This window comes from Saezia sanguinis (genome assembly GCF_003991585.1).
GTDB lineage: Bacteria > Pseudomonadota > Gammaproteobacteria > Burkholderiales > Burkholderiaceae_C > Saezia > Saezia sanguinis.
On the sequence record NZ_PQSP01000010.1, the window covers coordinates 42,001 to 64,729 of the forward strand.

General features: G+C 55.8%; 13 protein-coding genes and 1 other RNA gene. 8 read left to right on the forward strand and 6 right to left on the reverse strand.

From position 1 onward, the window contains the following. Positions 1-38: 38 nt before the first annotated feature. Positions 39-683 (reverse strand): hypothetical protein, encoded by a 645-nt coding sequence (locus tag CUZ56_RS13265; protein ID WP_126980894.1) that lies wholly within the window; start codon positions 681-683, stop codon positions 39-41. 306 nt (positions 684-989) lie between these two features. On the opposite strand from CUZ56_RS13265, the gene exaC reads away from it, so the two are divergent. Next, a complete protein-coding gene (gene exaC, locus CUZ56_RS13270) occupies positions 990-2,510 on the forward strand; it encodes an acetaldehyde dehydrogenase ExaC (protein ID WP_126980895.1) in 1,521 nt (506 codons plus the stop codon). Positions 2,511-2,564: 54 nt separating this feature from the next. On the opposite strand, the gene CUZ56_RS13275 is transcribed toward exaC, so the two are convergent. Next, complete coding sequence (locus tag CUZ56_RS13275) at positions 2,565-5,477, reverse strand: autotransporter family protein (protein ID WP_126980896.1); 2,913 nt, start codon at positions 5,475-5,477, stop codon at positions 2,565-2,567. A gap of 613 nt (positions 5,478-6,090) precedes the next feature. On the opposite strand from CUZ56_RS13275, the gene CUZ56_RS13280 reads away from it, so the two are divergent. The 4 genes from CUZ56_RS13280 to CUZ56_RS13295 all read left to right on the forward strand — a co-directional run bounded on the left by CUZ56_RS13280 (position 6,091) and on the right by CUZ56_RS13295 (position 12,649). Beyond that, on the forward strand, positions 6,091-10,158 hold the full coding sequence (locus CUZ56_RS13280; protein ID WP_126980897.1) for an autotransporter domain-containing protein: 4,068 nt from the start codon (positions 6,091-6,093) through the stop codon (positions 10,156-10,158). Between the two features lie 830 nt (positions 10,159-10,988). Beyond that, the gene (locus tag CUZ56_RS13285) at positions 10,989-11,567 is read left to right on the forward strand and encodes a hypothetical protein (protein ID WP_126980898.1); all 579 of its coding nucleotides are present in this window, start codon (positions 10,989-10,991) and stop codon (positions 11,565-11,567) included. Between the two features lie 144 nt (positions 11,568-11,711). After that, positions 11,712-12,308: a TetR/AcrR family transcriptional regulator gene (locus tag CUZ56_RS13290; protein WP_162615358.1), complete on the forward strand. Its 597-nt coding sequence runs from the start codon at positions 11,712-11,714 to the stop codon at positions 12,306-12,308. A gap of 11 nt (positions 12,309-12,319) precedes the next feature. Then, positions 12,320-12,649, forward strand: coding sequence for a DMT family transporter (locus CUZ56_RS13295; protein WP_126980969.1), 330 nt, complete (start codon positions 12,320-12,322; stop codon positions 12,647-12,649). Between the two features lie 84 nt (positions 12,650-12,733). Here CUZ56_RS13295 and CUZ56_RS13300 read toward each other — a convergent pair whose 3' ends face one another. The 4 genes from CUZ56_RS13300 to dnaX form a co-directional block, all read right to left on the reverse strand. Continuing rightward, a complete protein-coding gene (locus tag CUZ56_RS13300; RefSeq protein WP_126980900.1) occupies positions 12,734-13,615 on the reverse strand; it encodes a lysophospholipid acyltransferase family protein in 882 nt (293 codons plus the stop codon). Positions 13,616-13,694: 79 nt separating this feature from the next. After that, positions 13,695-14,291 (reverse strand): recombination mediator RecR, encoded by a 597-nt coding sequence (gene recR / locus CUZ56_RS13305; protein ID WP_126980901.1) that lies wholly within the window; start codon positions 14,289-14,291, stop codon positions 13,695-13,697. Between the two features lie 86 nt (positions 14,292-14,377). Continuing rightward, entirely contained in the window at positions 14,378-14,707 is a 330-nt protein-coding gene (locus CUZ56_RS13310) for a YbaB/EbfC family nucleoid-associated protein (protein WP_126980902.1), read from the reverse strand. Between the two features lie 155 nt (positions 14,708-14,862). Then, a complete protein-coding gene (gene dnaX, locus CUZ56_RS13315) occupies positions 14,863-17,076 on the reverse strand; it encodes a DNA polymerase III subunit gamma/tau (RefSeq protein ID WP_126980903.1) in 2,214 nt (737 codons plus the stop codon). Positions 17,077-17,271: 195 nt separating this feature from the next. On the opposite strand from dnaX, the gene CUZ56_RS13320 reads away from it, so the two are divergent. The 3 genes from CUZ56_RS13320 to CUZ56_RS13330 all read left to right on the forward strand — a co-directional run bounded on the left by CUZ56_RS13320 (position 17,272) and on the right by CUZ56_RS13330 (position 22,628). Beyond that, positions 17,272-18,030, forward strand: coding sequence for a hypothetical protein (locus CUZ56_RS13320; RefSeq protein WP_126980904.1), 759 nt, complete (start codon positions 17,272-17,274; stop codon positions 18,028-18,030). 148 nt (positions 18,031-18,178) lie between these two features. Continuing rightward, positions 18,179-18,274: signal recognition particle sRNA small type (gene ffs / locus CUZ56_RS13325), an RNA gene on the forward strand. Between the two features lie 415 nt (positions 18,275-18,689). After that, on the forward strand, positions 18,690-22,628 hold the full coding sequence (locus CUZ56_RS13330) for a DUF3683 domain-containing protein (protein ID WP_126980905.1): 3,939 nt from the start codon (positions 18,690-18,692) through the stop codon (positions 22,626-22,628). Positions 22,629-22,729: the final 101 nt, after the last annotated feature.

Genomic DNA, 22,729 nt, shown 5'->3' on the forward strand with positions numbered 1-22,729 from the left:
TCCTTTAACCTGTTCTGAGACCACAGCATCAATGCCCATCAATCCGCCGCTGCAAGACGGCATTGCCGGTCAAACGCTGCGGTCAGTTGATCCTCTGTCTGATCCGGGTGTGCATACACTTCATCAATCGCGTCGAACGTAACGGCCTGCACCACCGGCAGCAACAAACGCTGACGTTCCGCATCCGCACTTTGCGCCACACCCTCCTGCATGCCTTTGAGCACCATCGCCTGCACCTGCTGCGCCGGAATACTGCCGGCATCGCGCAGTCTCACACTGGCCGCGATCACCTGGTTGACACGCTCACAGGTATTGTTCATGGTATGCATGAATTGAGGCTGATACATGACACATGCCGAACTGAACTGTTCAGTGCCGACCTCTGGCGCTTGCTGGCTGTGCAAGAGCATTTCGGCAGCCACAAAGGCTTGCATCAGTTTTTGCGACACCGGCGCCGCCCTGGTTGCAATGCCCTGCATCACCTCATCGGCCGATTCGCCTTGTGCCAGTGACGCCATAATGTGCCCGGCCATTTCGTCCATAGCATCACAGCCTGTACCAGGTGGTGCAGCGGTTTCTACCGGGTGCGCATACGCTGTACATAGACCTGTCAGCAGTACAACACCAGCCACCGTTTTAGACACATATTTCAACGCCACTTTCACCACCATTCCCACCGCCATCTCCCGCCTTTCAACCTGTCATGACCCCAACGGCCATGCTGCCGGGCAGTATAACGTATAGCGCTACCGATACCGGTTTTTTCGGATTTTTTGCTCTGCATTATTTACACGCATTGCCCCTATTCAGACGCGTTAGAAAATGATGACTGAAAAATATATGATTTGATTGTGAAATAAAATGTTCGACCATGGTAATGCTGCATAACGCTTTACCAACCCTATGCAGCCAGCCTGGTGATTCCATGACCAAACCGCTTTTCATGGAATTTATGACTACTCCAATTAAATCAACAGGAGATCGGCACTATGCCCGCAATTAAACCCGGTTCTTACGGTTTTCCCGTTAAGCTCAAAAAGCGTTATGGCAACTTTATCGGTGGCAAGTGGGTTCCCCCGGTCAAGGGAGAATACTTCGACAACATCACCCCTGTGACAGGGCAACCGATCTGCCAGGTGGCTAATTCCACTACTGAAGACATTGACATGGCACTTGATGCAGCGCACAAAGCCAAAGATGCCTGGGGCAATACAACGGTTGCAGAACGTGCGTTGATCCTCAACCGCATTGCCGACCGCATGCAGGAAAATCTGGAACTGATCGCCACAGTGGAAACATGGGACAACGGCAAGCCCATCCGTGAAACGATGGCCGCCGACATTCCGCTGGCGATTGATCACTTCCGCTATTTTGCCGGTTGTATTCGCGCCCAGGAAGGTACGCTGGGTGAAATCGACCATGACACTGTGGCCTACCATTTTCACGAGCCTTTAGGCGTTGTCGGTCAGATCATTCCATGGAACTTCCCGATTCTGATGGCCACCTGGAAACTGGCCCCAGCACTGGCTGCGGGTAACTGCATTGTGTTAAAACCGGCCAAATTCACGCCCCTGTCCATTCTGATCGTCGCCGAACTGATTCAGGATATTCTGCCTCCCGGCGTGCTCAACATCGTCAACGGCCCTGGCGGCAAAATCGGTGACTACCTGGCTAAATCCAAACGCATTGCCAAAGTCGGCTTCACCGGCTCCACCGAAGTGGGTATCGACATCATGCGCAGCGCATCACAGAACGTCACCCCGGTCACGCTGGAACTTGGCGGCAAATCGCCCAATGTCTTTTTTGAAGATGTGATGGACCGGGATGATGATTTTCTGGACAAAGCGCTGGAAGGGTTTGCCATGTTTGCGCTCAACCAGGGCGAAATCTGCACCTGCCCTTCCCGTGTGCTGATTCAGGAATCGATTTACGAAAAATTCATTAAAAAAGCCATCAAGCGTGTGAAAGCCATCAAACAGGGCAACCCGCTGGATAAAAGCACCATGGTCGGCGCACAGGTTGCACAGCAGCAGATAGACACCATCACCAATTACATCAAGATTGGTAAAAAAGAAGGTGCCAAACTGCTCACCGGTGGCAAGCAGGCCAAGCTGCCCGGTGAACTGGCCGGCGGCTTTTACATAGACCCGACAGTGTTTGCCGGTACCAACGACATGTGCATTTTCCAGGAAGAAATTTTTGGACCGGTGCTGGCTGTCGCCACCTTCAAAGACATGGATGATGCGCTGCGTATTGCCAACGACACCATCTACGGGCTGGGCTCAGGCGTGTGGACCCGCAACATCAATACGGCTTACCGCATGGGACGCGGCATTCAGGCTGGCCGGGTGTGGACCAACTGCTACCACATGTACCCGGCACACGCCGCATTTGGCGGTTACAAGATGTCAGGCATCGGACGCGAAACGCACAAGATGGTACTGGAACACTACCAGCAGACCAAAAACCTGCTGGTCAGTTACAGTGAAAAACCGGTAGGTTTCTTCTGATCGTTGACAGAAGCCTTTGCATGCAGCCACCCCGGATAAAAGCCGGGGTGGTTTTTATTTGCCACCACCAAACATGTAGCGCAGCCCGCCGGTAAACTGCCAGCCGCTCCAGCCTGCACTGCCCACCTTGTCCTGCCAGGAGAACTCGCCATACAGTGACAGGCGTTTGTTGATCATGCCGGAAACCCCTGCCCCCACCTGATACGCCTGGCCATACTTGCCCAGGTCAAAATCGGTCAGCCCAACATTCACCGAGTTGCTGTTGTTCAACCCATACAAATAATTGAGGCGGACATAAGGCGTGAGCTGGGCGCCATCATGCGTATCAATGGGACGCGTCAAACGCAGGCCCGCACGCAACACGCTTTGTGATTGATGGCCCAGCTTGGTTCGGATGTTATCAATATCGACAAAGTCCTTGAACTGCAGGTTCTGCCAGATGTACTGGAGCTGGGGTTCCAGATTGAACCCGCTGTCGCCCAGCGCAAACGGATATCCGGTTTCTACCGAAGCGGTATAGCTATGGCCCTTGATGGATGCGACCTGCAGATTGCCGTAAGTCTCTGTGCGTGTATTGGCTTTAAGGCGCCCCATAGAAAGAACCACATCAACATACCAGCCATCCGGATGCAGATAGGTGCCTATGGCAGAAAAACTCTGGGTATCTGTCTTGGTGACGCTGTTCCCGTCATCCGCGTCCGGCGTCAAGCGGGAGTGCCCTAAAGTCACCGCGCCGCCCAACCTGAAAACACCGCCATACTTGTCTTCATGCAGAGTTGCACTGCTGCCGAATTGCAAAGCGGAATAATCCTGCTTGGCATCGAACCCGTAATCGCTAAAGCCCACATTGGTCCGGTAATCGGTTTGGCTGCCGTAGACACGGGCAAAAACCTCGCCATCGGTATCAGGAACACCCACGGCCTGAGAGCTGCGAACCTCGCCCAGCCGGCGATGCAGGTTATCCACATCCTGAATGCCGGCACTGAATAAAGCCCCCGGCAAACTGATGTAGCTGGGCACCTGCGGCGCAACCTTCCAGCGGATATCATCGGGCATCACAACAAAGCCACCACCGCTGCCGCCACTGCCTCCGCTTCCACCACCACTGCCGCCGCTACCGCCACTGCCATCACCATCCCCCCCATCAATCCCAGGGAATGAAATGACTTCACCAGGAGGCAATGGAATGGCTGTGAGATAGGCATGTGTCAAACGGTAATCCCAATACGTCCCGGAGTTGCCGACCAGGTTCTGTGAAGCACTGGCCGAACCGTTGGATGAGCCAGGGCCAAATGCATATATCTTGTACTGATAAGGTGTGCCACCCGTTACATAAGGCTTGCTCATCGTGAAGGCACCTTCCGTCGAAGTGCCGGAAACCTGAATAATGGAAACGCCGCTGGTGGGCGACACCACTTCCCCGCCTGCCCTGACATATGCGCCTGCAGGCAGGTTACTCGGGTTGGCCACCAGGGTTGTGGCAGAAGTTGCTGCCCGTGTTTCTGCAACGGTCAGCACATTCACCGGCGTGCTACCGGTCACGTTGCCCCGTACCAGCATACGGTCTGCCTGCTGATTGGCAAGGGCGCCGACATGGTCATCATCCAGAAGCGCCCCTAGCGTCAGAGAACCGCCGGTACCGTTATAGTTGCCCTGAATATTCAGCGTGTTGCCATACGGTGCACCTGAACTCAGAATGGTTTGCCCGGCATTGTTGAGCGTGCCGGCAATATTCAGCGAAGCCGTGGCCGCGCCTGCCGCATAAGGATAACCACTGCCCACATATAAAGTACCGCTGTTGGTAACCGCGCCTTCAACCGTGCTGTTGTAGCCGGCCATCCGGGTACCAGGCTGAATCTGGACGGTATCTGCCACCAGCGTCGCACCCGCCGTATACCCGGGCAGGCCGATAAACAGCGTTCCGCTCGATACCGTGGTTGCGCGGGCTTCGGTCCTGCCGACCAGTGACCATTCGCTGCCGGTCATATTCAGCGATCCAAAGCTCAGAAAATCGTTGCTGGCAGTGCCCGTGCCCTGCAAAATGATGTTGCTGGTATTGCCGCCCAGCGCAGCGCCATACAACAAGGCACCGGTTTGCATCGTCAGCGTACCACCGCCTGTGGCAAAAATAACTGAGTTGTTTCCGCCCGAAATAACGCCTGCTGTGGTTACCTGTGCGGAGCCGTTCATGGTATATACACCCACGTTTTGCCCGCTGATCACCGCCCCTTGCGCATTGGTCACGGTCCCACCGGCAGAAAGATCCACCCCGTTACCGTTACTGGCGCTGATCAGCCCGACGTTGATCACGGTTTGTGAACCGTTCACAAGCCGGACACCATACGTCGTACCAGTGATCAGCCCACTGGCTTCGTTGCGCAGCCTGACGGTTCCTCCTTCAAGGATGACACCCGCACCGTTAGTGCCTTCAATCGTTCCATTGTTGATGATCGTATCCGAACTGTTGATCAGATAAATCCCCGCGGTACTGCCGGTAATGCGCGCGCCTGTCTTATTCTGAATGTCTCCCCCTGCGCGCAGATTGACAGCATAACCAGATGAGGACTCAATCACCCCGAAGTTCACAACAGAGGCGGCCGAATTGATGCTGGTAATGCCGCCCCCTGTGCCGGAGACCGTGCCCGCATTATTAAATGCAGAACCATTTTGCAGGTGTACGGCAAACGCATTACTGTCCGTGCTGCTCAGAGTACCGGCGTTTTCCAGCGTCCAGCTTGTATTTTGCGCACGAATCGCAGGCCCATTGGACACATTCACGGTAATGCCAGGGTTCACAGTGGCCGAATTGCCGCTGTAAGAATCAAGGTCTACCGTTGTGGTGCTGTCACCAATACTCACCTGCGCATATGCCTGCAAGGACAAAGTGCCAAGCACCGCGATGGCCAGCGTGACAGGCGTTTTACCAAAGTGGGATCGTGTATTAAGATGCAAAGGCTTTGCTGCCATATGCGCCCCTTTTTAATTTTGAAATGCGTGTTTGCAACGGTGCTTATGCATCCGTTTGTTTTATCATGAAAAGCGTTTGCAGAACATCTGAGTACAGCACCGCTGCACATCAGAGCCGTCAAAAACTCATGGCGCGAAAGATAACACCTTATGTAAGCCTTTCCTTATGAAATGGTTTCTACCAAAGGCAGTCCTGCTGTCATGTCTTACTCCAATTTCCACCCAAATTTGATGTGAGTTTTAAGACATTTTGACCCTGCCCACCGCACCCTCAACAGATAAAAACGCACCTGTTTTTCTGATTATTTATCTCGATAAAACAACAATCTAAGCCACTTAGTAGCCAACGCATACTTATTTTTTATGCACTATTGCACAAACACAGCTCCTTTTTGGAGCAGGGTTATAAAAATACGGCAACAGACTCTTTATATTACGTAAGGCACATGCATTTACTTTAAAAGAATCAAAGGGATTTATCACCCCATCACCATGATGGCAACAAGGTTGATTCGCTTGCGGAGACGCCGAAAAGCTACTGATCATGTGAATTTTGATCTTCCGATTTTTGCATCACTGCACCTTGTTTATTGATTACCGGGCACTTATTGATATGAATAAAAATGCTTTTCGATCTATCTGGAACTCTTCATTGGGCACATGGGTTGCGGCATCCGAAATTGCCCGCTCCCATGGCAAAGGCACTGGTGCAACCGCGACAACTGTCCGCGGCAATGTACCCGCTGTCGCGCCATCCAGATGGTCGGGACTGCGTTTAACGGCAGTAGCCTTGACCACATGCCTGTTCACGGCACTCTCCCAGGCGGCAACGGTTACGTGGGTCAACACCGGCGAAGACAACTGGATGACCGGCTCCAACTGGGATACCACCACAACACCCGGCAGCGGCGACGCAGTGGTCATCAACAATGGCGGCACCGCTGTGATCGGCACCGGCCAGTCTGTCGGTGCCAACGCTGTCACCACCGGCACATCTGCTGGCAACGGGTCATTGACGGTTCAGGGCAGCCTGAGCAGCAGCACCATCACGGTTGGTTCCGGCGGCACCGGCATACTGACCGTTGATGGCGGCAGTGTGGCAGCCACCTACCTGAACGCCGGGCAAGGCAGCGGCAGCAACGGCACCATCATTGTCAATAATGGCGGCACGATTACCGGCGGACAATACCTTAACATCGGCTCCACCGGCACCGGCACACTGATACTGAACAGCGGTACGGTGCAAACCGGGACTGGTTACTCCATCCGCATTGGTGAGCAGACCGGCTCTGTCGGCGAAGTCATCGTGAACGGCGGATTGTTGCGCGGCAGCTATGGTGCCGATAACTTTGTCATTGGCCGCTCCGGCCAGGGCACGCTTGAAATCAACAACGACGGGCGGGCCACAGCCACCTGGATATTTATCGGCGGCGAATACCGCAACGGCAACCTGGCTGCGCAAGGCGGTACCGGCATTGTCAGGCTCAATGACAACGCTGTGCTCACATCGGATTCAGGCATTGTCGTGGGCGGGCTCAACAGCCCTGGGCACATCACCGTCAATGACAATGCCTCCCTGCTCACAACAGGCTCCAGCAATCTTTACATCGGCTACGGAGGCTTGGGCACACTGGAAATGAACGGCGGAACAACCACCGTTGCAAGCGGGCTGTATCTGGGAACATTGAGCGGCAGCGAGGGACAAGTCACCATCAATGACGGAACGCTCCAGGTACAGAACATCAATGGCATACAGGTTGGTGCGGCTGCCAAAGGCACACTCACCATCAACGGGGGCCTGGTCAGCACCATTTCTGGTACTGTGGTGATAGGTGCCAACAGCACGGCACAGGGCATCGTCACCATCAATGACGGTACCATGAATGCAGGCAGCTCCACCATGTATATTGGTGGCAATGGTCAGGGCACGCTCACCATGACCGGCGGGCGTTTCACCCACACCAATGCGACATGGATCGGCACGTATGCCGGCTCGCAAGGGTTTGTCAACCTGAACGGCGGCACATTCGAAACCAGCCAGTTCAGCGGCTTTAACGGCTCGTCTTATGTCACATTCAACGGTGGCACGCTCAAGGCCCTTGCGTCCAACGGCACATTCATCCAGAATCTGACATCATTAACGATTGGCACCAACGGCGGCACCATTGATTCCAACGGGTTTGACATCAGCCTGAACAGCAGCATGACCGGCGCCAGCAACGCCAGCATAACCAAAGCAGGTGCAGGTACACTCACCGTCAACAGCAACAACAGCGGCTACCAAGGTGCTGTCATCGTTGATCAGGGCACGCTGGCACTGAGCACAGCCAACACCTTTGCCAACACCGCCTCAACCACTCTGAACGGCTCCAGCATCATTGACACGCTGAACACCACACAAACGCTCAATACCCTCAGCGGCGATGCCGGCACAACGGTTACCGCAGGCAGCGGCATACTGACACTGAACAATGCCAGCGGGCAGAACTCCACCTTTTCCGGCACTATTACCAGTACCAATGTGGTCAATAAAACTGGCGGGGGAGCGCTCACACTGGATAACAACTCGCAGATCGGTGCGCTCAACCATACGGCTGGCACGCTGAACATCACCGCCAACAAAACCGTCACCGTGGCAGGTGCTGCCAACGTGGACGGCAGCAGCACAGTACTGGGCGTGACCGCCAGCAACGCGCCGGCCATTATCGCCGCCACATCGGCACTCACCAACACCCCCAACATTGACATCATCGGTTACGACCCCGTCAACGACACTGACCGCTATACACTGGTACAGACCAGTGGCGGCATCACAGGCGCGTTTTCCCCAACAGTCGGGGGCGTTCACCTTTCCAACTTTGTCGATCTGGACAAATACCTGATCGGCTCGGCCTTTATGGACGGCAATGACCTGGTCGCCGACCTGACCCTGGTGTGGAACAACACCGTGGCCGGCGGCGCGCATGGCACCTTCAATATCGCTGGCAACAACTCCTTTAATCTGGGTGTGAATCTGGAAGACAAAAGCGGCGCGGCTCTCGGGTTCGGCTGGGACGGCACCACGCTCACCAAAACCGGTTCCGGTACCCTGCAGCTCGACGGTGTCAACACCTATACCGGCCTGACCGATGTGCAGGCCGGCACACTGGTTGTTGGCAGCAGCTCAACACTGGGCAGCGCCACGGTTGCCGGCGATGTGGATGTGCAGTCAGGCGCCACGCTGGGCGGGCACGGGCAGATTCTGGGCCATGTGCACCTGCTTGGCGGTGCCACCATTGCACCGGGCAACTCTATTGGCACCCTCACAGTCGGCAACATCACTTTTGAACCTGGCTCCATCTATGCGTTTGAAGCGCATGAGGACGGCTCTGCCGACAAAATCATCGCAACCGGCGCAGCCACCATCAATGGCGGCACCGTCAGCGTACTGGCCAATGGCAATATCTGGAAAACAACCGATATCTACAACATCCTGGCAACCAGCAACGGCGTAGCCGGCACGTATGAAGGCGTGACCAGTAACCTGGCCTTTCTCGACCCGACACTCACCTATGATGCAGACAATGTTTACCTGACCTTCAAGCGCAATGAAACCGGCATGGACGACATCGGCCTGACCTTTAATCAGAGGGATATCGGTAAAGGCATTGAGAGCCTGGGTGAAGGCAACACCATTTACGACACCATTGTCAGCTTGGACCGCTACTCCGCGCTCAATGCCTATGACAACCTCAGTGGCGAAATACACGCCAGCCTCAAAGGCGCACTGCTGACCAACAGCCGCTATGTGCGTGCTGCGGTCAACCAGCACCTGGACAGCCGGAGCAATGGCCTGCTGCAACCGCAGCCTGAGCCGGCCAGCAACCTGTGGGCCAGCGCCTGGGCGCACGACGGCCACATCAAAAGCGACGGCAATGCTGCGCGTGCAGACAACCGGGGCGGCGGTTTCCTGATTGGCTATGACAGGCCAATAGGCGAATACAGCACGCTGGGTATTGCTGCCGGTTACGAGCAGACCAAGGTCGATGTGGGCGGCATCCGCAACAGCAGTGCCACGGTGGACGCCTATCATGTCATGGCCTACGGCAGCACGCAGGTCGGCGTGGTCGATCTGCGTGGCGGCATCGGTTATGCCCGGCTCGATGTGGACACCACCCGCAACATCTGGGTTGCCAACCTGCAATCCACCAACAAAGCCGACTACAACGGCTCTCAGGTACAGGCATTTACCGAAGGCAGCCATACATTCACGCTGAATGACAACGCCAGCCTCACGCCATATGCCAACCTGGCATTCACCCGGGTCAAAACCAACAGCTTTAATGAAACCGGCAACATCACGGCACTGCACAGCAGCGGCCAGGCCGACCACCGGACCACCACCACGCTGGGCGTGCGGGGCAACTGGAAACTGGGAGCACAGCAGCAGCACGCCATATATGCCGACCTGGGCTGGCAGCACCATTTTGGCAGCCAGACGCCTGAGGCCAAACTGAACTTCATCGGCGGCACACCTTTCACCATTCTGGGGCCGGAACTTGGTCGCGACAGCGCCATCATCGGTGTGGGAGCCCATCTGCAGTTGCGCCCCGACATGAACCTGAACATCGGATATGAAGGCGAATACGGCTCACAGGTCAAAGACAATGCACTGAAACTGCAGTTTGAGTGGAAGTTCTAAACGGACCATATTGAATCACGGTCAGGAGGCCACCCGCGCAGGGTGCTGCGGCCTCCTGCGCCTGTATAAGGCCAGCTCCCGCTGCCTGTCCATTCAAAACCGTTGCAGCCAGCCACTTGCATCTGGTCAGACCAGATTTAATCTGGTATCACCGGCGATAAGTTAATAAACATCAACATACTGATGCACAAGCACGCACAAGAATGTATAACTATAAGCAGAATTGTCTAAGTATGAAAGGCTTTATCATGTACTTTGACCACATTGAAGTACCCGTGCCCTGTTCTGTTTGCAGAGAAAAATTCAAACTCTGCGTAGGGAAGATCAAAAACAGCCCGACCGTTATCTGCCCACACTGCCAGCACCGTATGGACATTGACGGCTCAGATCTGAAAGCGGCTACTTATTGGGTGGACAAGTGCATTTCCCGCCTTAAACGCATGCCCAAGGCACACGCCTGAAAGCAGCCCCGCAGGCCGTATCTGCTTTTGCTCTGCGCCCGCGCAGCTTCTGTCATGTTGCCATGCATATCCGGGTGCTGCCATCGCACCCAATGGCATATGTGTGCAACATCATTCCGGTTCTGCGGCAATTTCCTTTATACCCAAACATCAATTTCAATACGGCTATTGCTAATAGCGGCTCGTATATTAACGGTCCGTATATCAGCGGCCCATATGCTAGCGGCCCCTACCCGTCTGCTCCGCCATCCCAATAAAACAAAAACATACGGCAATGCAGCCCCCTGGCCTGTCATGCGCCGTTTCTTGCTACACTCTCAGGCACACTAAGCAAGTACGCACCTCCACACCTCTCTTACCATGGTTGACATGTTTTCACCTGCTTTTCGGGTCATGCGCTATCCGTTTTGGGGCATCAGGCAACTTCTCTCACTGTTGCTGACGGCTGCCATGCTGATACCAACCGTATATGCCCAAACACCGGACACAGAACCCGCGCCTGCCGCACAGACGCTGCATTCCACAGAAACCCGTTTTTACGACGACCTGCTGACAACCGACAGGCTGAGCGCACGCCTGATCATCATTAAAGAAGACCAGCAAGAGGCCCATGTGATGCTGGAAGTTGAAGGTGATCTGATTGACTGCACCAACAACATTACGCACGACACCTATTGTCTGCACGCTGTGTTTGTACCCGCTACATACGGCAACCCGCCCGACGAAACAGGCATTGTCACTACACTCAGCCACAATGGTTCTTCACTGCGGCTGCAACAACCGGCACAACTGATGGAACATATTCAGTCAGAACAGCCATTTGAGCTTTATGTTTTGCTCAGAAACAATGGCTATGCTTCCTTCACGTTTGATCCGTCCATACACCTGCCACCGCCTGAAACCGATGATGAGCCACTATCGCATGGTCTGGATGAAGACGCCCCCTAGGGTCAGGACTCATTACGCCTGATACGCTAAAACCGCAGATAAGCCCCTTGTTTTCCTGTTTTTGCCGCAGCCGATAACCATATGGTGCGCCGGTGTTTCTTTGACTGGCTTGAAAACAAACCATCTGGATGGTATCTTTGTAACATGAAGCAACATGCAGAAAACGCTTATCAACGAAAAAAGCAGCCCGAACGGGTACGCGCCCAATTGCTGGAGGCCTGCGCACACATGATCCTTGCCCAGGGTGTTGCCGGCCTGACCCTGGATGCTGTTGCTCAAATGGCTGGTGTCAGCAAAGGGGGGCTGCTGCATCACTTTGCCAGCAAGCAGGCCTTGCTGGATGCACTGTACAACGAACTGCTGGAGCAGATGGATGCCCAGGTCAGCAACGCCATGAAAAAAGACCCCCTGCCCTTTGGCAGCTTTTCACGCGCCTACATCACTGTCAATACCACGGGCTCATCACAAAAAAAACAGGCCCGGCTCATTGAAGTCATGATGCTGGAATCTCTTTCGCAAGAAAAAATGCGCCAGTGCTGGGACACGTGGCTTGAGCAGCGGCTTCAGAAAAGCGGGCCGGAAGAACGCTCTGCCCACTTGATGCTGGCCCGGTATGCTGCCGATGGCCTATGGCTCAACGATTTGATGCACACGGCTCAGCCAGGCGCCAGACAGCGTAAAAGCATTATCCGGCAACTGCTTGCAATGACTCTACCCGCACAGGAAACAGAACAGACATGAATACACCGCTCATGACATACGGTTCACTGGCTGCGGCCATCGTCTGTGAAATCATCGGCACCACGGCCCTCAAACAAACCGAACAATTCACACAATGGATACCGTCCGTGATTTGCATTGCCGGCTACATCGCCGCCTTTTTCTTTTTATCCATCACGCTGCGTTTTATCCCGGTAGGCATTGCGTATGCCATCTGGAGCGGCGTCGGTATTGTGCTGATCTCGCTGATAGGCATCGTGTTTTTTAAACAGCACCTGGATCTGGCTGCATGGATAGGCCTGACACTGATCATTGCCGGTGTCGTGGTTGTCAATGTATTTTCCAAATCCGGCGTGCACTGATGCACACAAATGCCCGCGCAGGAGAAGTCCCCCTTTATCAGGGTTGATGTTCATCCGGCAACAAACGGGTTGAGCAAAGATGATCTATTTTTTCTTATAGGGGTTTTCCACCCCGGGTGGCAGACGGCGAAAGCGCTTATAACCCCACCAGTACTGGTCCGGCCAACGCATGATGACCTCCTCCAGACCGCGGTTCATGGCAGCCGTACCCTGCTGCGGATCGGATATCTCCGCAGGTGCATCCATGCAGTAAAAACGGAAACCCCGTCCCCAGGAAAGCCGTTTAGCCACAAAGAAAATCACCGGTGCCCCGGATTTACCGGCCAGCTTGCTGACCAGATCCATGGTATGCGCCGGATGCCCAAAAAACGGCGCATACTGGCCTGAGCCTTCGGGAGGGTCATGGTCGGGCAGAATACCGATCATTTCGCGGCGCTTCAGCGCGGCCAGCAAGGCACGCACACCGCCAGAATCGGTGGATGCCAGCTTGATATTTTTCATCCGGGAACGCCCCGGGTTCATCATCTCATTGGCCTTGCCGTCAGCCCGCGTCTGCGGTTTATACAACACCGTCAGCGGGCCAATCAGCGCACCGACAAAACTGCTCAGCTCCCACGCGCCCAGATGCGGCGTGAGGAAAATGGCGGCTCCCCCGCTGCGCTCCGTGCGTGCCCGTAAATCGGCCAGCATTTTTTCATCGTTCAGCCATCTTTTAAGCCGGAAAGCCGGGCCATACCAGAATGCAGGGGCTTCAACAATGGCTTTTGCGGTTTCGATCAGGCTGCGGCGAATCAGGCGTTTTTGTGCCCGCGGGCTCCAGTCAGGCAAACACCAAGCGATCTGCTGCGTGGCTGTGCGTTTTTGTGAGTTAGGAATAAACCACATGATCCAGCCCGCCAGCCAGCCAATGCTGTGCAAAACAGGCAATGGCAACCAGCCGGCTAAACGAAGCAAAAACTGTGTCATAACAGGCAGCAGAGAAAATGGTTAAACAACAAAACAGAGCGCATTGGCAAATGTGGGATACCAGCCAGTATATACATGTTCACGAACTGCGCCGGTCCGCCAGCGCATGGGCAATCGTACCCAGGTCCACATATTCCAGTTCGGCCCCCGCAGGCACGCCGCGCGCCAGCCGGGTTACCTTGATGCCATGCGGTTTCAAGTACTGGCTGATTACATAAGCGGTGGCCTCTCCTTCAGCGGTAAAGTTGGTGGCCAGAATCACTTCGCGCACCTTGCCATCCAGCGCCCTGGTATACAGGTGCTGCAACCCGATTTCATCAGGCCCGACACTATCCAGCGGGCTTAAATGCCCCATCAGCACATAGTACAGGCCGTTATAGGTGCGCGTTCTCTCCATGGCGGCCTGGTCGGCCGGGTTTTCCACCACGCACAACTGCGTGGCATCACGCGTGGCGTCAGCGCACACGTCGCAGATGTCGCCTTCGGTAAACGTATGGCACAGCTTGCAGTGGTGCGTGTGCTCAACCGCATGGCGCAATGCCTGCGCCAGATCTAAAGCACCCTTGTGATCGTATTGCAGCAAATGGAACGCCATGCGCTGTGCCGATTTGACGCCTACGCCCGGCAGGCAGCGCAAAGCCTGTACCAGTGCTTCCAGTGTGGAGTTTTCAGCCATTGTCCCCTCTGCCACCCGGCAAAATCATGGAACGACAACAGGCACAGCCTTCAGACCATACCCATTGGCAGAAACAGGGAACCTGGTCAGAACGGCAGTTTCATGCCGGGCGGCAATGCCATACCGGCTGTAATGCTGCTCAGGCGTTCTTTTTCAGTTTCCGCAGCGCGGCGCATGGCATCGTTCATGGCAGCGGCCAGCAGGTCTTCGACCATTTCCTTGTCTTCCTGCAACAGGCTGGGATCAATTTCCACACGTTTGACATCGTGCTTGCAGGTCATGGTGATTTTCACCAGCCCGGCACCGGATTGCCCTTCAACCTCCACAGTAGCCAGCTCATCATGCGCTTTTTTCAAATTATCCTGCATGGCCTGGGCCTGCTTCATCATATTGGCGAGTTGTCCTTTATTGAACATGTGACGCTTCTTTCTTCCATCAAAAAGAGTAATTGTATGCAAACTGCGTTAACTACACATTGTGCATGCGAAATAAGTGTGCCTGTTTGCGGAAAACCACAGTCTGCTGATGGTTCCCCAGGCACAAACAGGTCTCCAGAGACCTGAGGCCAAAGTCATTCGAGCGGCCGCACGGTGCCTGGAACCACCCTGGCACCCGGAAACTCCTGCAGCCATTTCTGCACATCCTGGTCAGCCTCGACCGCCGCCTGCGCCTGTGCCTGCCGCTGCGCCAGAAAGGCCTGTATACGCAATGCCGGCGTATCGCTCACCTCTCCATACGCCACGGTCACAGCAACCGGGTGCGCCAGATACGCCTGCAGCGCATCTGCCAGCTTCTGGCGGTTGTTATCCTGCATCAGCGTCTTACGGGCGCATACCAGTTCCCATTGCTGCTCGTCAGAACTGATCTGCACCGCCTGGGCATTCAGCGCCAGTTCCCGCGCCAGTGCGTTGATGGCGCCAGTATCCACCAGCGCGTTGACCACTTCGGTCCAGCGCTGTGCCTGCGGTGTACTTTCCGGCAGTTGTATGGGCTGTACAGGTTGTACGGGGACAGCAGAATCTGTATCACGCGCTGCGGATGCAGCCATACCCCCGGCCGTTTCAGAATATGCCGGCTGTTGTACGGCACCGCCTGTACCGGCATAACTGGCAGCCCCGTTCTGGGGCTGCTTATCCTTGTGCAGGCTATCCTTGGACTCTCTGTCGCCCTGATCCACAACGCTCTGCCCGGCAGCAGGGGCTGTATAAGGTGCGGAAGGTGTATAAGACCCTTCCTCGTGCGGCACTTCATCAACCCAGGGCGGCAGATCATCCTCAACGGCTGCCGCCACTGCCTGGGGCGGCGGAGAATCCATTTTTTCCGGTTGTGGCGCAGCACGTTCCGGCAGGTTTCCACCTCCGCTATCAGACGGCCTTGGCATCTGCGAAACAGGCCTGACCTGCGTGGTTACAGACACCGGAGCTTCCTGCCGTGGGCTTGCCTGCACAGGCTGTGCAACTGTCTGCCCCGCATTTGAGGCGCTTTCAGCACCAGCCTGCCGGGCAATGGGAGCATGGGCAGGAGTGGAAACAGGGGACGGGATAGGGATAGGAGTAGGGGCAGAAACAACCGGCTGGGAAGCCGCCTTTTGCTCAGCGCCCGAAACCGGCGGAACCGGCCGGGGTGTTAATTGTGGTGTTTTTTTTTCTGCCGTCCCGGCTCCCGTTGCCGGAATAGTTGCCTGCCCGGCAGGTTGAAATGCCAGCAGGCGCAGCAGCACCATCACCAGCGCCGCATACTCGTCGCTGGCAAGCCCCAGCTCGTCCTGTCCGCGCAACACAATGCTGTAAAGCAACTGTATTTCATCGGGAGCCATCAAAGACGCCAGCGCGGCAATCGCAGCGTCATCCGGGTCGCCCGCCTGCAGCGCATCGGGCACCACCTGCAATACAGCCATACGCTGCAGTACAGTCGCCATTTCATCCAGCGCAGCCGTAGCGGCCAGCCCCTGGGTGCGCATGAAATCCACCAGTTCGATCACCGCCTTGCCGTTGCCTGCCGCAAGAGACTCAATCAACTGGTAAACATGGCTGCGGTCAATCGAGCCCAGCATCTGCCGCACGCCATTTTCTTCCATGGTGCCGTTGCCGTAAGCAATGGCCTGATCCGTCAGCGACAGCGCATCACGCATGGAGCCATGTGCAGCACGTGAAAGCAAACGCAGGCTGCCCGCATCAAACGGAATCTGCTCAGCAGACAGCACCTGCTGCAAATGCTCAAACACGGTTTCCGGCGCCATTGGCCGCAGGTTAAACTGCAGGCAGCGCGACAGCACAGTAACCGGCACTTTCTGCGGATCGGTCGTTGCCAGCACAAATTTCAGATATTCCGGCGGCTCTTCCAGCGTTTTAAGCATTGCGTTGAACGCTGTATTGGAAAGCATGTGCACTTCGTCAATCATGAACACTTTAAAGCGCCCGACCACCGGCTTGTAAACCGCCTGCTCCAGCAGTTGTGAAATTTCATCCACACCGCGGTTGGATGCCGCATCCAGCTCCACATAATCAACAAAACGGCCGGCATCAATATCCAGGCAGGCCTGACAGACGCCACAGGGGTGCGACGTAATGCCGCCCTGCCCATCCGGCCCCACACAGTTGAGCGACTTGGCCAGAATGCGGGAAACCGTTGTCTTTCCCACCCCGCGCGTACCGGTAAACAAATACGCATGGTGCAGGCGCTGCGTCTGCAGCGCATTGGTCAGCGCCTGGACGACATGGTCCTGCCCCACCATCTCAGAGAAGGTTTTAGGGCGGTATTTTCGGGCCAGAACAAGATAACTCATAGCCTTGAATTCTACGTGTTCTGGTTATTTTTTGTTAAGTACACTATACAAAACTGTGCGTTTAGGACATTTTTGTTCAGTTCACTTTACAAAATCTATCTGTTCTGGATATTTTTGTTCGATAAGCTTTTTACTTTCCCATAGAAAGCAAAAGCATATACACTGACCTTTTGAAATACAGCCAAAAACAAGACCATGAAAAAACTGCTGCCTTTGATATTTTTCCTGTGGACCACGGTCTGGGCCCAGTCGTGCCCGCCCCAGGCACTTTGCGCCAGCAATTCGCTGTGGAATAACCCCAACCACCTGACCATTGACTTTCAGGTGGATGAGCCTCAGATTCATCTGGCCCTTGAAGCGTGGTTTCACGATGAAAAAAACATCAGCATCGAAATGAGCGGCGAACAAGGCGGCAGGCTGAAACTGATCAACGGCAAACTGCTGCTGACCCAGGGTATCGATTTCGACGAAAACCACATGATTGATGCGCTGGATGGCGTTGCCCTGAACACCGCACTGGTGATGAACCTGCTGCAGGCCGCTTATGAAAAAGGCCCGGCACAACTCAAAGAACCCGTAACCGCAGAAGTGAAAGACCAAAACAGAAGCCTTATCGCAGGCACAAGAAGTGCATCGGCCAGCATACCGCCACCCTGGCAACTGAGCGCAGAGATACAGCCCGAACCCGCCGCTGATCATCCTGCATTTCGCTACCGCCTGCTGCTGCACATCAACAATCGGCAAATGCGGATCAGCGGCCTTTGGGAACAACGCTCAACCCCGCCGGTGCTGGATGCCGATATGCCCCTGCAGGGCTGGCAGGTGTACACCCTGGGGCCACGTACCTTCCGAGATGGGAGCTCAACCATTTACGACTATGGCACCACGCTTTTGGACACGCCGGCCAAAACACTGAGCGAACTGATACAAAGCCAGCAGGTACAAACGCCTTAGCGCTTAAACCCTCAGCCCCCTAAGCCATAACTTAACGGCTGGCGTGATAAAACAGCGGGAAAGGGCAAAGGACAGCAAAAGGCAGCAAAGGGGCAGAGATGTCCCTGCACCTTTCCCTGAAAGCCAAACTCGCATACAATTGCTCGCTGGTGGGCCTCCCCGCATGGTAAAACAGCCAACCGGGTCAGGTGGGGAACCAAGCAGCCCTAACTGTGTAGCCAGTGCCGGGTACAGGCTCACCTCCTTATTTTTCCGGGCGAACACTGTCGCAAAAAAGCCGTTCGCCCGATCTTGTGCAATACCGCACAAACCGAAGCCGTTCTACACTGCAGAATGTGGCTTTTTAATGACACTGTTCCCCTCGGCACGCTCCTGTTTCCCTTCCATTGGATTGCTCGGGACCTTTACCAAATTTTGGGCAGGACCATGCCAGCGCTGACGGGACCCTTGATGTAGCCAAAGCACGTGTCCATAAAACAATCATTTCTGCTTTGTCAAATCATTTGCTTTTCGGCCTCTGCTTCTGGCGATCTCCATACTGCTAAATCGACCGGCAAAACCCGGTAAAATGTAAGATGGCGGTAAATGACCGTCATGGTTCGGCTGTGTGCAAATTTGTACTTCAGCATAAATGATTTATACATACATTGACAGAATCCATGAACGCACCCACGACAATTGAGAATTTGCTGGCTACCCATGAGAACGCACCTCGGCTGCGGGAGATACCCTATAACTACACCTCCTTCTCCGACCAGGAAATCATCCGGCGCCTGCTTGGCGATCGTGGCTGGGAGCTGATGCAGGCCTTGCGCAGCGAACGCCAGACGGGCCGTTCTGCGCGCATGATCTATGAGATTCTGGGCGACATCTGGGTTGCACGCCGCAACCCCTACCTGCAGGACGACCTGCTTGATAATCCCAAACGCCGCGGCCAGTTGATTGACGCTCTGCAGCACCGCATTCGCGAATGCCAGAAGCGCCGCCAGCCGCAGCAGGACCTGCAACGCGACGAAATGGTCGGCGAGCTGATCGGGCTCACCCGCAAATCCATTGACGACTTTGCCGACTCGCTGCACGCCACGCAGGAGCTGCGCCAGCGGGCCCGCCATGTGTTTGGCAAGCACACCCGCAGCGACAATATCTGCTTTGACGGCCTGTCACGCGTTTCCCATGTGACCGACGCCACCGACTGGCGCGTGGAATACCCGTTTGTCGTGCTCACCCCCGACAGCGAACAGGAAATCGCCAAACTGGTGAAAGACTGTATTGATCTGGGGCTGACCATCATTGCGCGTGGCGGCGGCACCTGCTATACGGGCGGCGCCATTCCGCTGATCTGGCAAACCGCAGTCATCAATACCGAAAAGCTCGACACCATTTCGGCTGTAGAGCAAATTGACATTCCCGGCGTGGACCATCCGGTGCCCACCATCCATACCGAAGCCGGTGTGGTGACCCAACGCGTATCCGAAACCGCCGAAGCGGCCGGTTTTGTATTCGCGGTGGACCCCACCTCGGCCGAAGCCTCGTGCGTGGGCGGCAACATTGCCATGAACGCCGGCGGCAAAAAAGCCGTGCTGTGGGGTACAGCGCTGGACAATCTGGTCTCCTGGCGCATGGTTACCCCTGACATGCAGTGGCTGGAAGTCACCCGCATCAACCACAACCTGGGCAAAATTCACGACGCCGAAGTGGCCAGCTTTGAACTGCAATACTTCGAAATGGATGGCAAAACACCCATCCGCACCGAACGGCTCGATATTCCGGGGCAGCGCTTCCGCAAAGAAGGCCTGGGCAAAGACGTCACCGACAAATTCCTCAGCGGCCTGCCCGGCGTGCAAAAGGAAGGGTGCGACGGCATCATCACCAGCGCGCGCTGGGTGGTGCACCGCATGCCCGAGCATACACGCACGGTTTGCCTGGAGTTTTTCGGCAACGCCAAAGACGTGGTGCCCAGCATCGTCGAGATCAAAGACTACATGTTCTCGCTGGTCAAAGACGGCGGCGTCGAAATCCCCGGCAAACCAGAACTGGGCCGCGTACCGGTGCTGCTGGCAGGGCTTGAACACCTGGATGAGCGCTATCTGCGCGCGGTCGGCTACGTGACCAAATCCACCCAGCACAATGCCGACCTGCCCAAAATGGCGCTGTTTGGCGATATTGTGGGCGACAACCCGGAAGCGGTGGAACTGGTCACCAACGAAGTGGTCCGGCTGGCCGGCAGCCGCAGCGGCGAAGGTTTTATCGCCATCACCCCCGAAGCGCGCAAAAAATTCTGGGCCGACCGCAAGCGCACCGCGGCCATCAGCCGCCATACCAACGCGTTCAAAATCAATGAAGACGTGGTGATACCGCTGCCGCACATGGGTGAATACACCAACGGCATTGAGCACATCAACATCGAACTCTCGCTGCAAAACAAACTGCGGCTGGCAGATGAGCTGATACAGTTTTTCCAGCGCGGCCATATCCCGCTGGGCAAAAGCGATTCGGATGACGCCGTGCCCTCAGAAGATGTGGTGCAGGAGCGCATTGCCCTGGCGCTGAAACTGTTGAACAAAGTCCGTGAGCAATGGCAGACCTGGCTTAACACCATGGACGATGCTCCGGCAGACGGCAGCGCCACCATTTTTGAACAGTTGCAGGACCACAGCCTGCGCGCCTCGTGGAAAACACAGATCCGCCAGCCGCTGCGCGAAATGTTCAGCAGCCCTATTTTCAAGCCGGTACTCGATGAATGCCAGGCCATTCACAAACGCGTGCTGCGTTCACGCGTGTTTGTTGCGCTGCACATGCACGCAGGCGACGGCAACGTGCACACCAACATTCCAGTCAACTCCGACGACTATGAAATGCTGCGCACCGCGCATGCGGCGGTCAAGCGCATCATGGCGCTGGCGCGCTCGCTGGATGGTGTCATCTCCGGTGAACACGGTATTGGCATCACCAAACTGGAATTCCTCTCGGATGCCGAAATCGGCGACTTTGAAGCCTACAAGCAAAAAGTCGACCCTGAAGGACGCTTCAACTACGGCAAGCTGCTGCGGCACGGGCCGGTCAAGGCCGACCTGACCAACGCCTATACGCCCAGCTTTGGCCTGCTTGGGTATGAGTCGCTGCTGATGCAGCGCTCAGACATCGGCAATATCGCCAATTCGGTCAAAGACTGCCTGCGCTGCGGTAAATGCAAGCCGGTATGCTCAACCCATGTGCCACGGGCCAACCTGCTGTATTCGCCGCGCAATAAAATCCTGGGCACGTCTTTGCTGATTGAAGCCTTCCTGTATGAAGAGCAAACCCGGCGCGGCATCTCAATCCGCCACTGGGACGAATTTGCCGACATTGCAGAACACTGCACCGTCTGCCACCGCTGCTTGGCGCCCTGCCCGGTCAACATCGACTATGGCGACGTCAGCATGAACATGCGCAACCTGCTGCACCAACTGGGCGAAGGCCGTACCAACATGGCCGGCAAAATGGCGATGTTCTTCCTGAACTCGACCAAGCCTGAAACCATCAAGGCCACCCGCACCGCCATGAGCCTGGGTTACAAGGCGCAGCGGCTGGGCAATGATGTGCTGCGCGGCTTTGCCAGCCTGCAGGTCAAGCACCCGCCGGCTACAGTAGGCAAAGCGCCGCTGCGCGAGCAGATTGTGCACTTTGTCAACAAAAAACTGCCGGACGGCCTGCCCAAGCGCACCGCACGCGCACTGCTCAACATTGAAGACCGCGAATACGTACCGGTAATCCGCAACCCCAAAACCACAACGCCCGACGCTGAAGCTGTGTTTTACTTCCCTGGCTGCGGCTCCGAGCGCCTGTTCTCGCAGGTCGGGCTGGCCACGCAGGCCATGTTGTGGCATGCGGGCGTACAGACCGTACTGCCTCCGGGCTACCTGTGCTGCGGTTACCCGCAGCGCGGCGCCGGCCAGTTTGAAAAAGCCAACCAGATCATCACCGACAACCGGGTGCTGTTCCACCGCGTGGCCAATACGCTGAATTACCTGGACATCAAAACCGTGGTGGTCAGTTGCGGCACCTGCTACGACCAGATCATCGGTTACGAGTTTGACAAAATTTTCCCCGGCTCACGCATCATCGACATTCACGAGTATCTGCTGGAAAAAGGCATCACCCTGCCAACACAGGACAATGCCTACCTGTACCATGACCCGTGCCACTCGCCGATGAAACTGCAGGACCCGATGAAAACCGTCAAAGGGCTGGTCGGGCCGAACGTCATGAAAAATGACCGCTGCTGCGGTGAGTCCGGTGCGTTCGGTGTGGTACGCCCTGACGTGGCCACCCAAGTCCGCTTTCGCAAAGTGGAAGAACTGCGCAAGGACGAAAAAACCATGCGTGAACAAGTCGCCACACCCGAAAACGGTGTGCAGCCGCAGCGTAACCTGAAAATCCTCACCTCATGCCCAAGCTGCCTGCAAGGCCTGTCGCGCTACAACCATGACCTCAACAGCGGCCTGCTCGAAGCCGATTATGTGGTGGTGGAAATGGCGCGCACCATCCTGGGCGAGCACTGGATGGCTGATTACATCCGCCATGCCAGCACCGACGGGATTGAGCGGGTATTGTTGTAATGTGCATGGCTGCTTTGCAGCCAGCAGCATTTCAACACCAGCACACTTTCGCCACAGCCTGAGCGCTGTGGCGGACCTGTTGTTATTGTTGCTGGTCTGAC

Bases quoted from the DNA above. Each gene is read 5' to 3' on its own strand.
- dnaX (WP_126980903.1), bottom strand. From the start codon at position 17,076: ATGAGTTATCTTGTTCTGGCCCGAAAATACCGCCCTAAAACCTTCTCT.
- CUZ56_RS13320 (WP_126980904.1), top strand. From the start codon at position 17,272: ATGAAAAAACTGCTGCCTTTGATATTTTTCCTGTGGACCACGGTCTGG.
- CUZ56_RS13265 (WP_126980894.1), bottom strand. From the start codon at position 683: ATGGCGGTGGGAATGGTGGTGAAAGTGGCGTTGAAATATGTGTCTAAA.
- CUZ56_RS13285 (WP_126980898.1), top strand. From the start codon at position 10,989: ATGTTTTCACCTGCTTTTCGGGTCATGCGCTATCCGTTTTGGGGCATC.
- exaC (WP_126980895.1), top strand. From the start codon at position 990: ATGCCCGCAATTAAACCCGGTTCTTACGGTTTTCCCGTTAAGCTCAAA.
- CUZ56_RS13275 (WP_126980896.1), bottom strand. From the start codon at position 5,477: ATGGCAGCAAAGCCTTTGCATCTTAATACACGATCCCACTTTGGTAAA.
- CUZ56_RS13330 (WP_126980905.1), top strand. From the start codon at position 18,690: ATGAACGCACCCACGACAATTGAGAATTTGCTGGCTACCCATGAGAAC.
- CUZ56_RS13295 (WP_126980969.1), top strand. From the start codon at position 12,320: ATGACATACGGTTCACTGGCTGCGGCCATCGTCTGTGAAATCATCGGC.
- CUZ56_RS13290 (WP_162615358.1), top strand. From the start codon at position 11,712: ATGAAGCAACATGCAGAAAACGCTTATCAACGAAAAAAGCAGCCCGAA.
- CUZ56_RS13300 (WP_126980900.1), bottom strand. From the start codon at position 13,615: ATGACACAGTTTTTGCTTCGTTTAGCCGGCTGGTTGCCATTGCCTGTT.
- CUZ56_RS13310 (WP_126980902.1), bottom strand. From the start codon at position 14,707: ATGTTCAATAAAGGACAACTCGCCAATATGATGAAGCAGGCCCAGGCC.
- recR (WP_126980901.1), bottom strand. From the start codon at position 14,291: ATGGCTGAAAACTCCACACTGGAAGCACTGGTACAGGCTTTGCGCTGC.
- CUZ56_RS13280 (WP_126980897.1), top strand. From the start codon at position 6,091: ATGAATAAAAATGCTTTTCGATCTATCTGGAACTCTTCATTGGGCACA.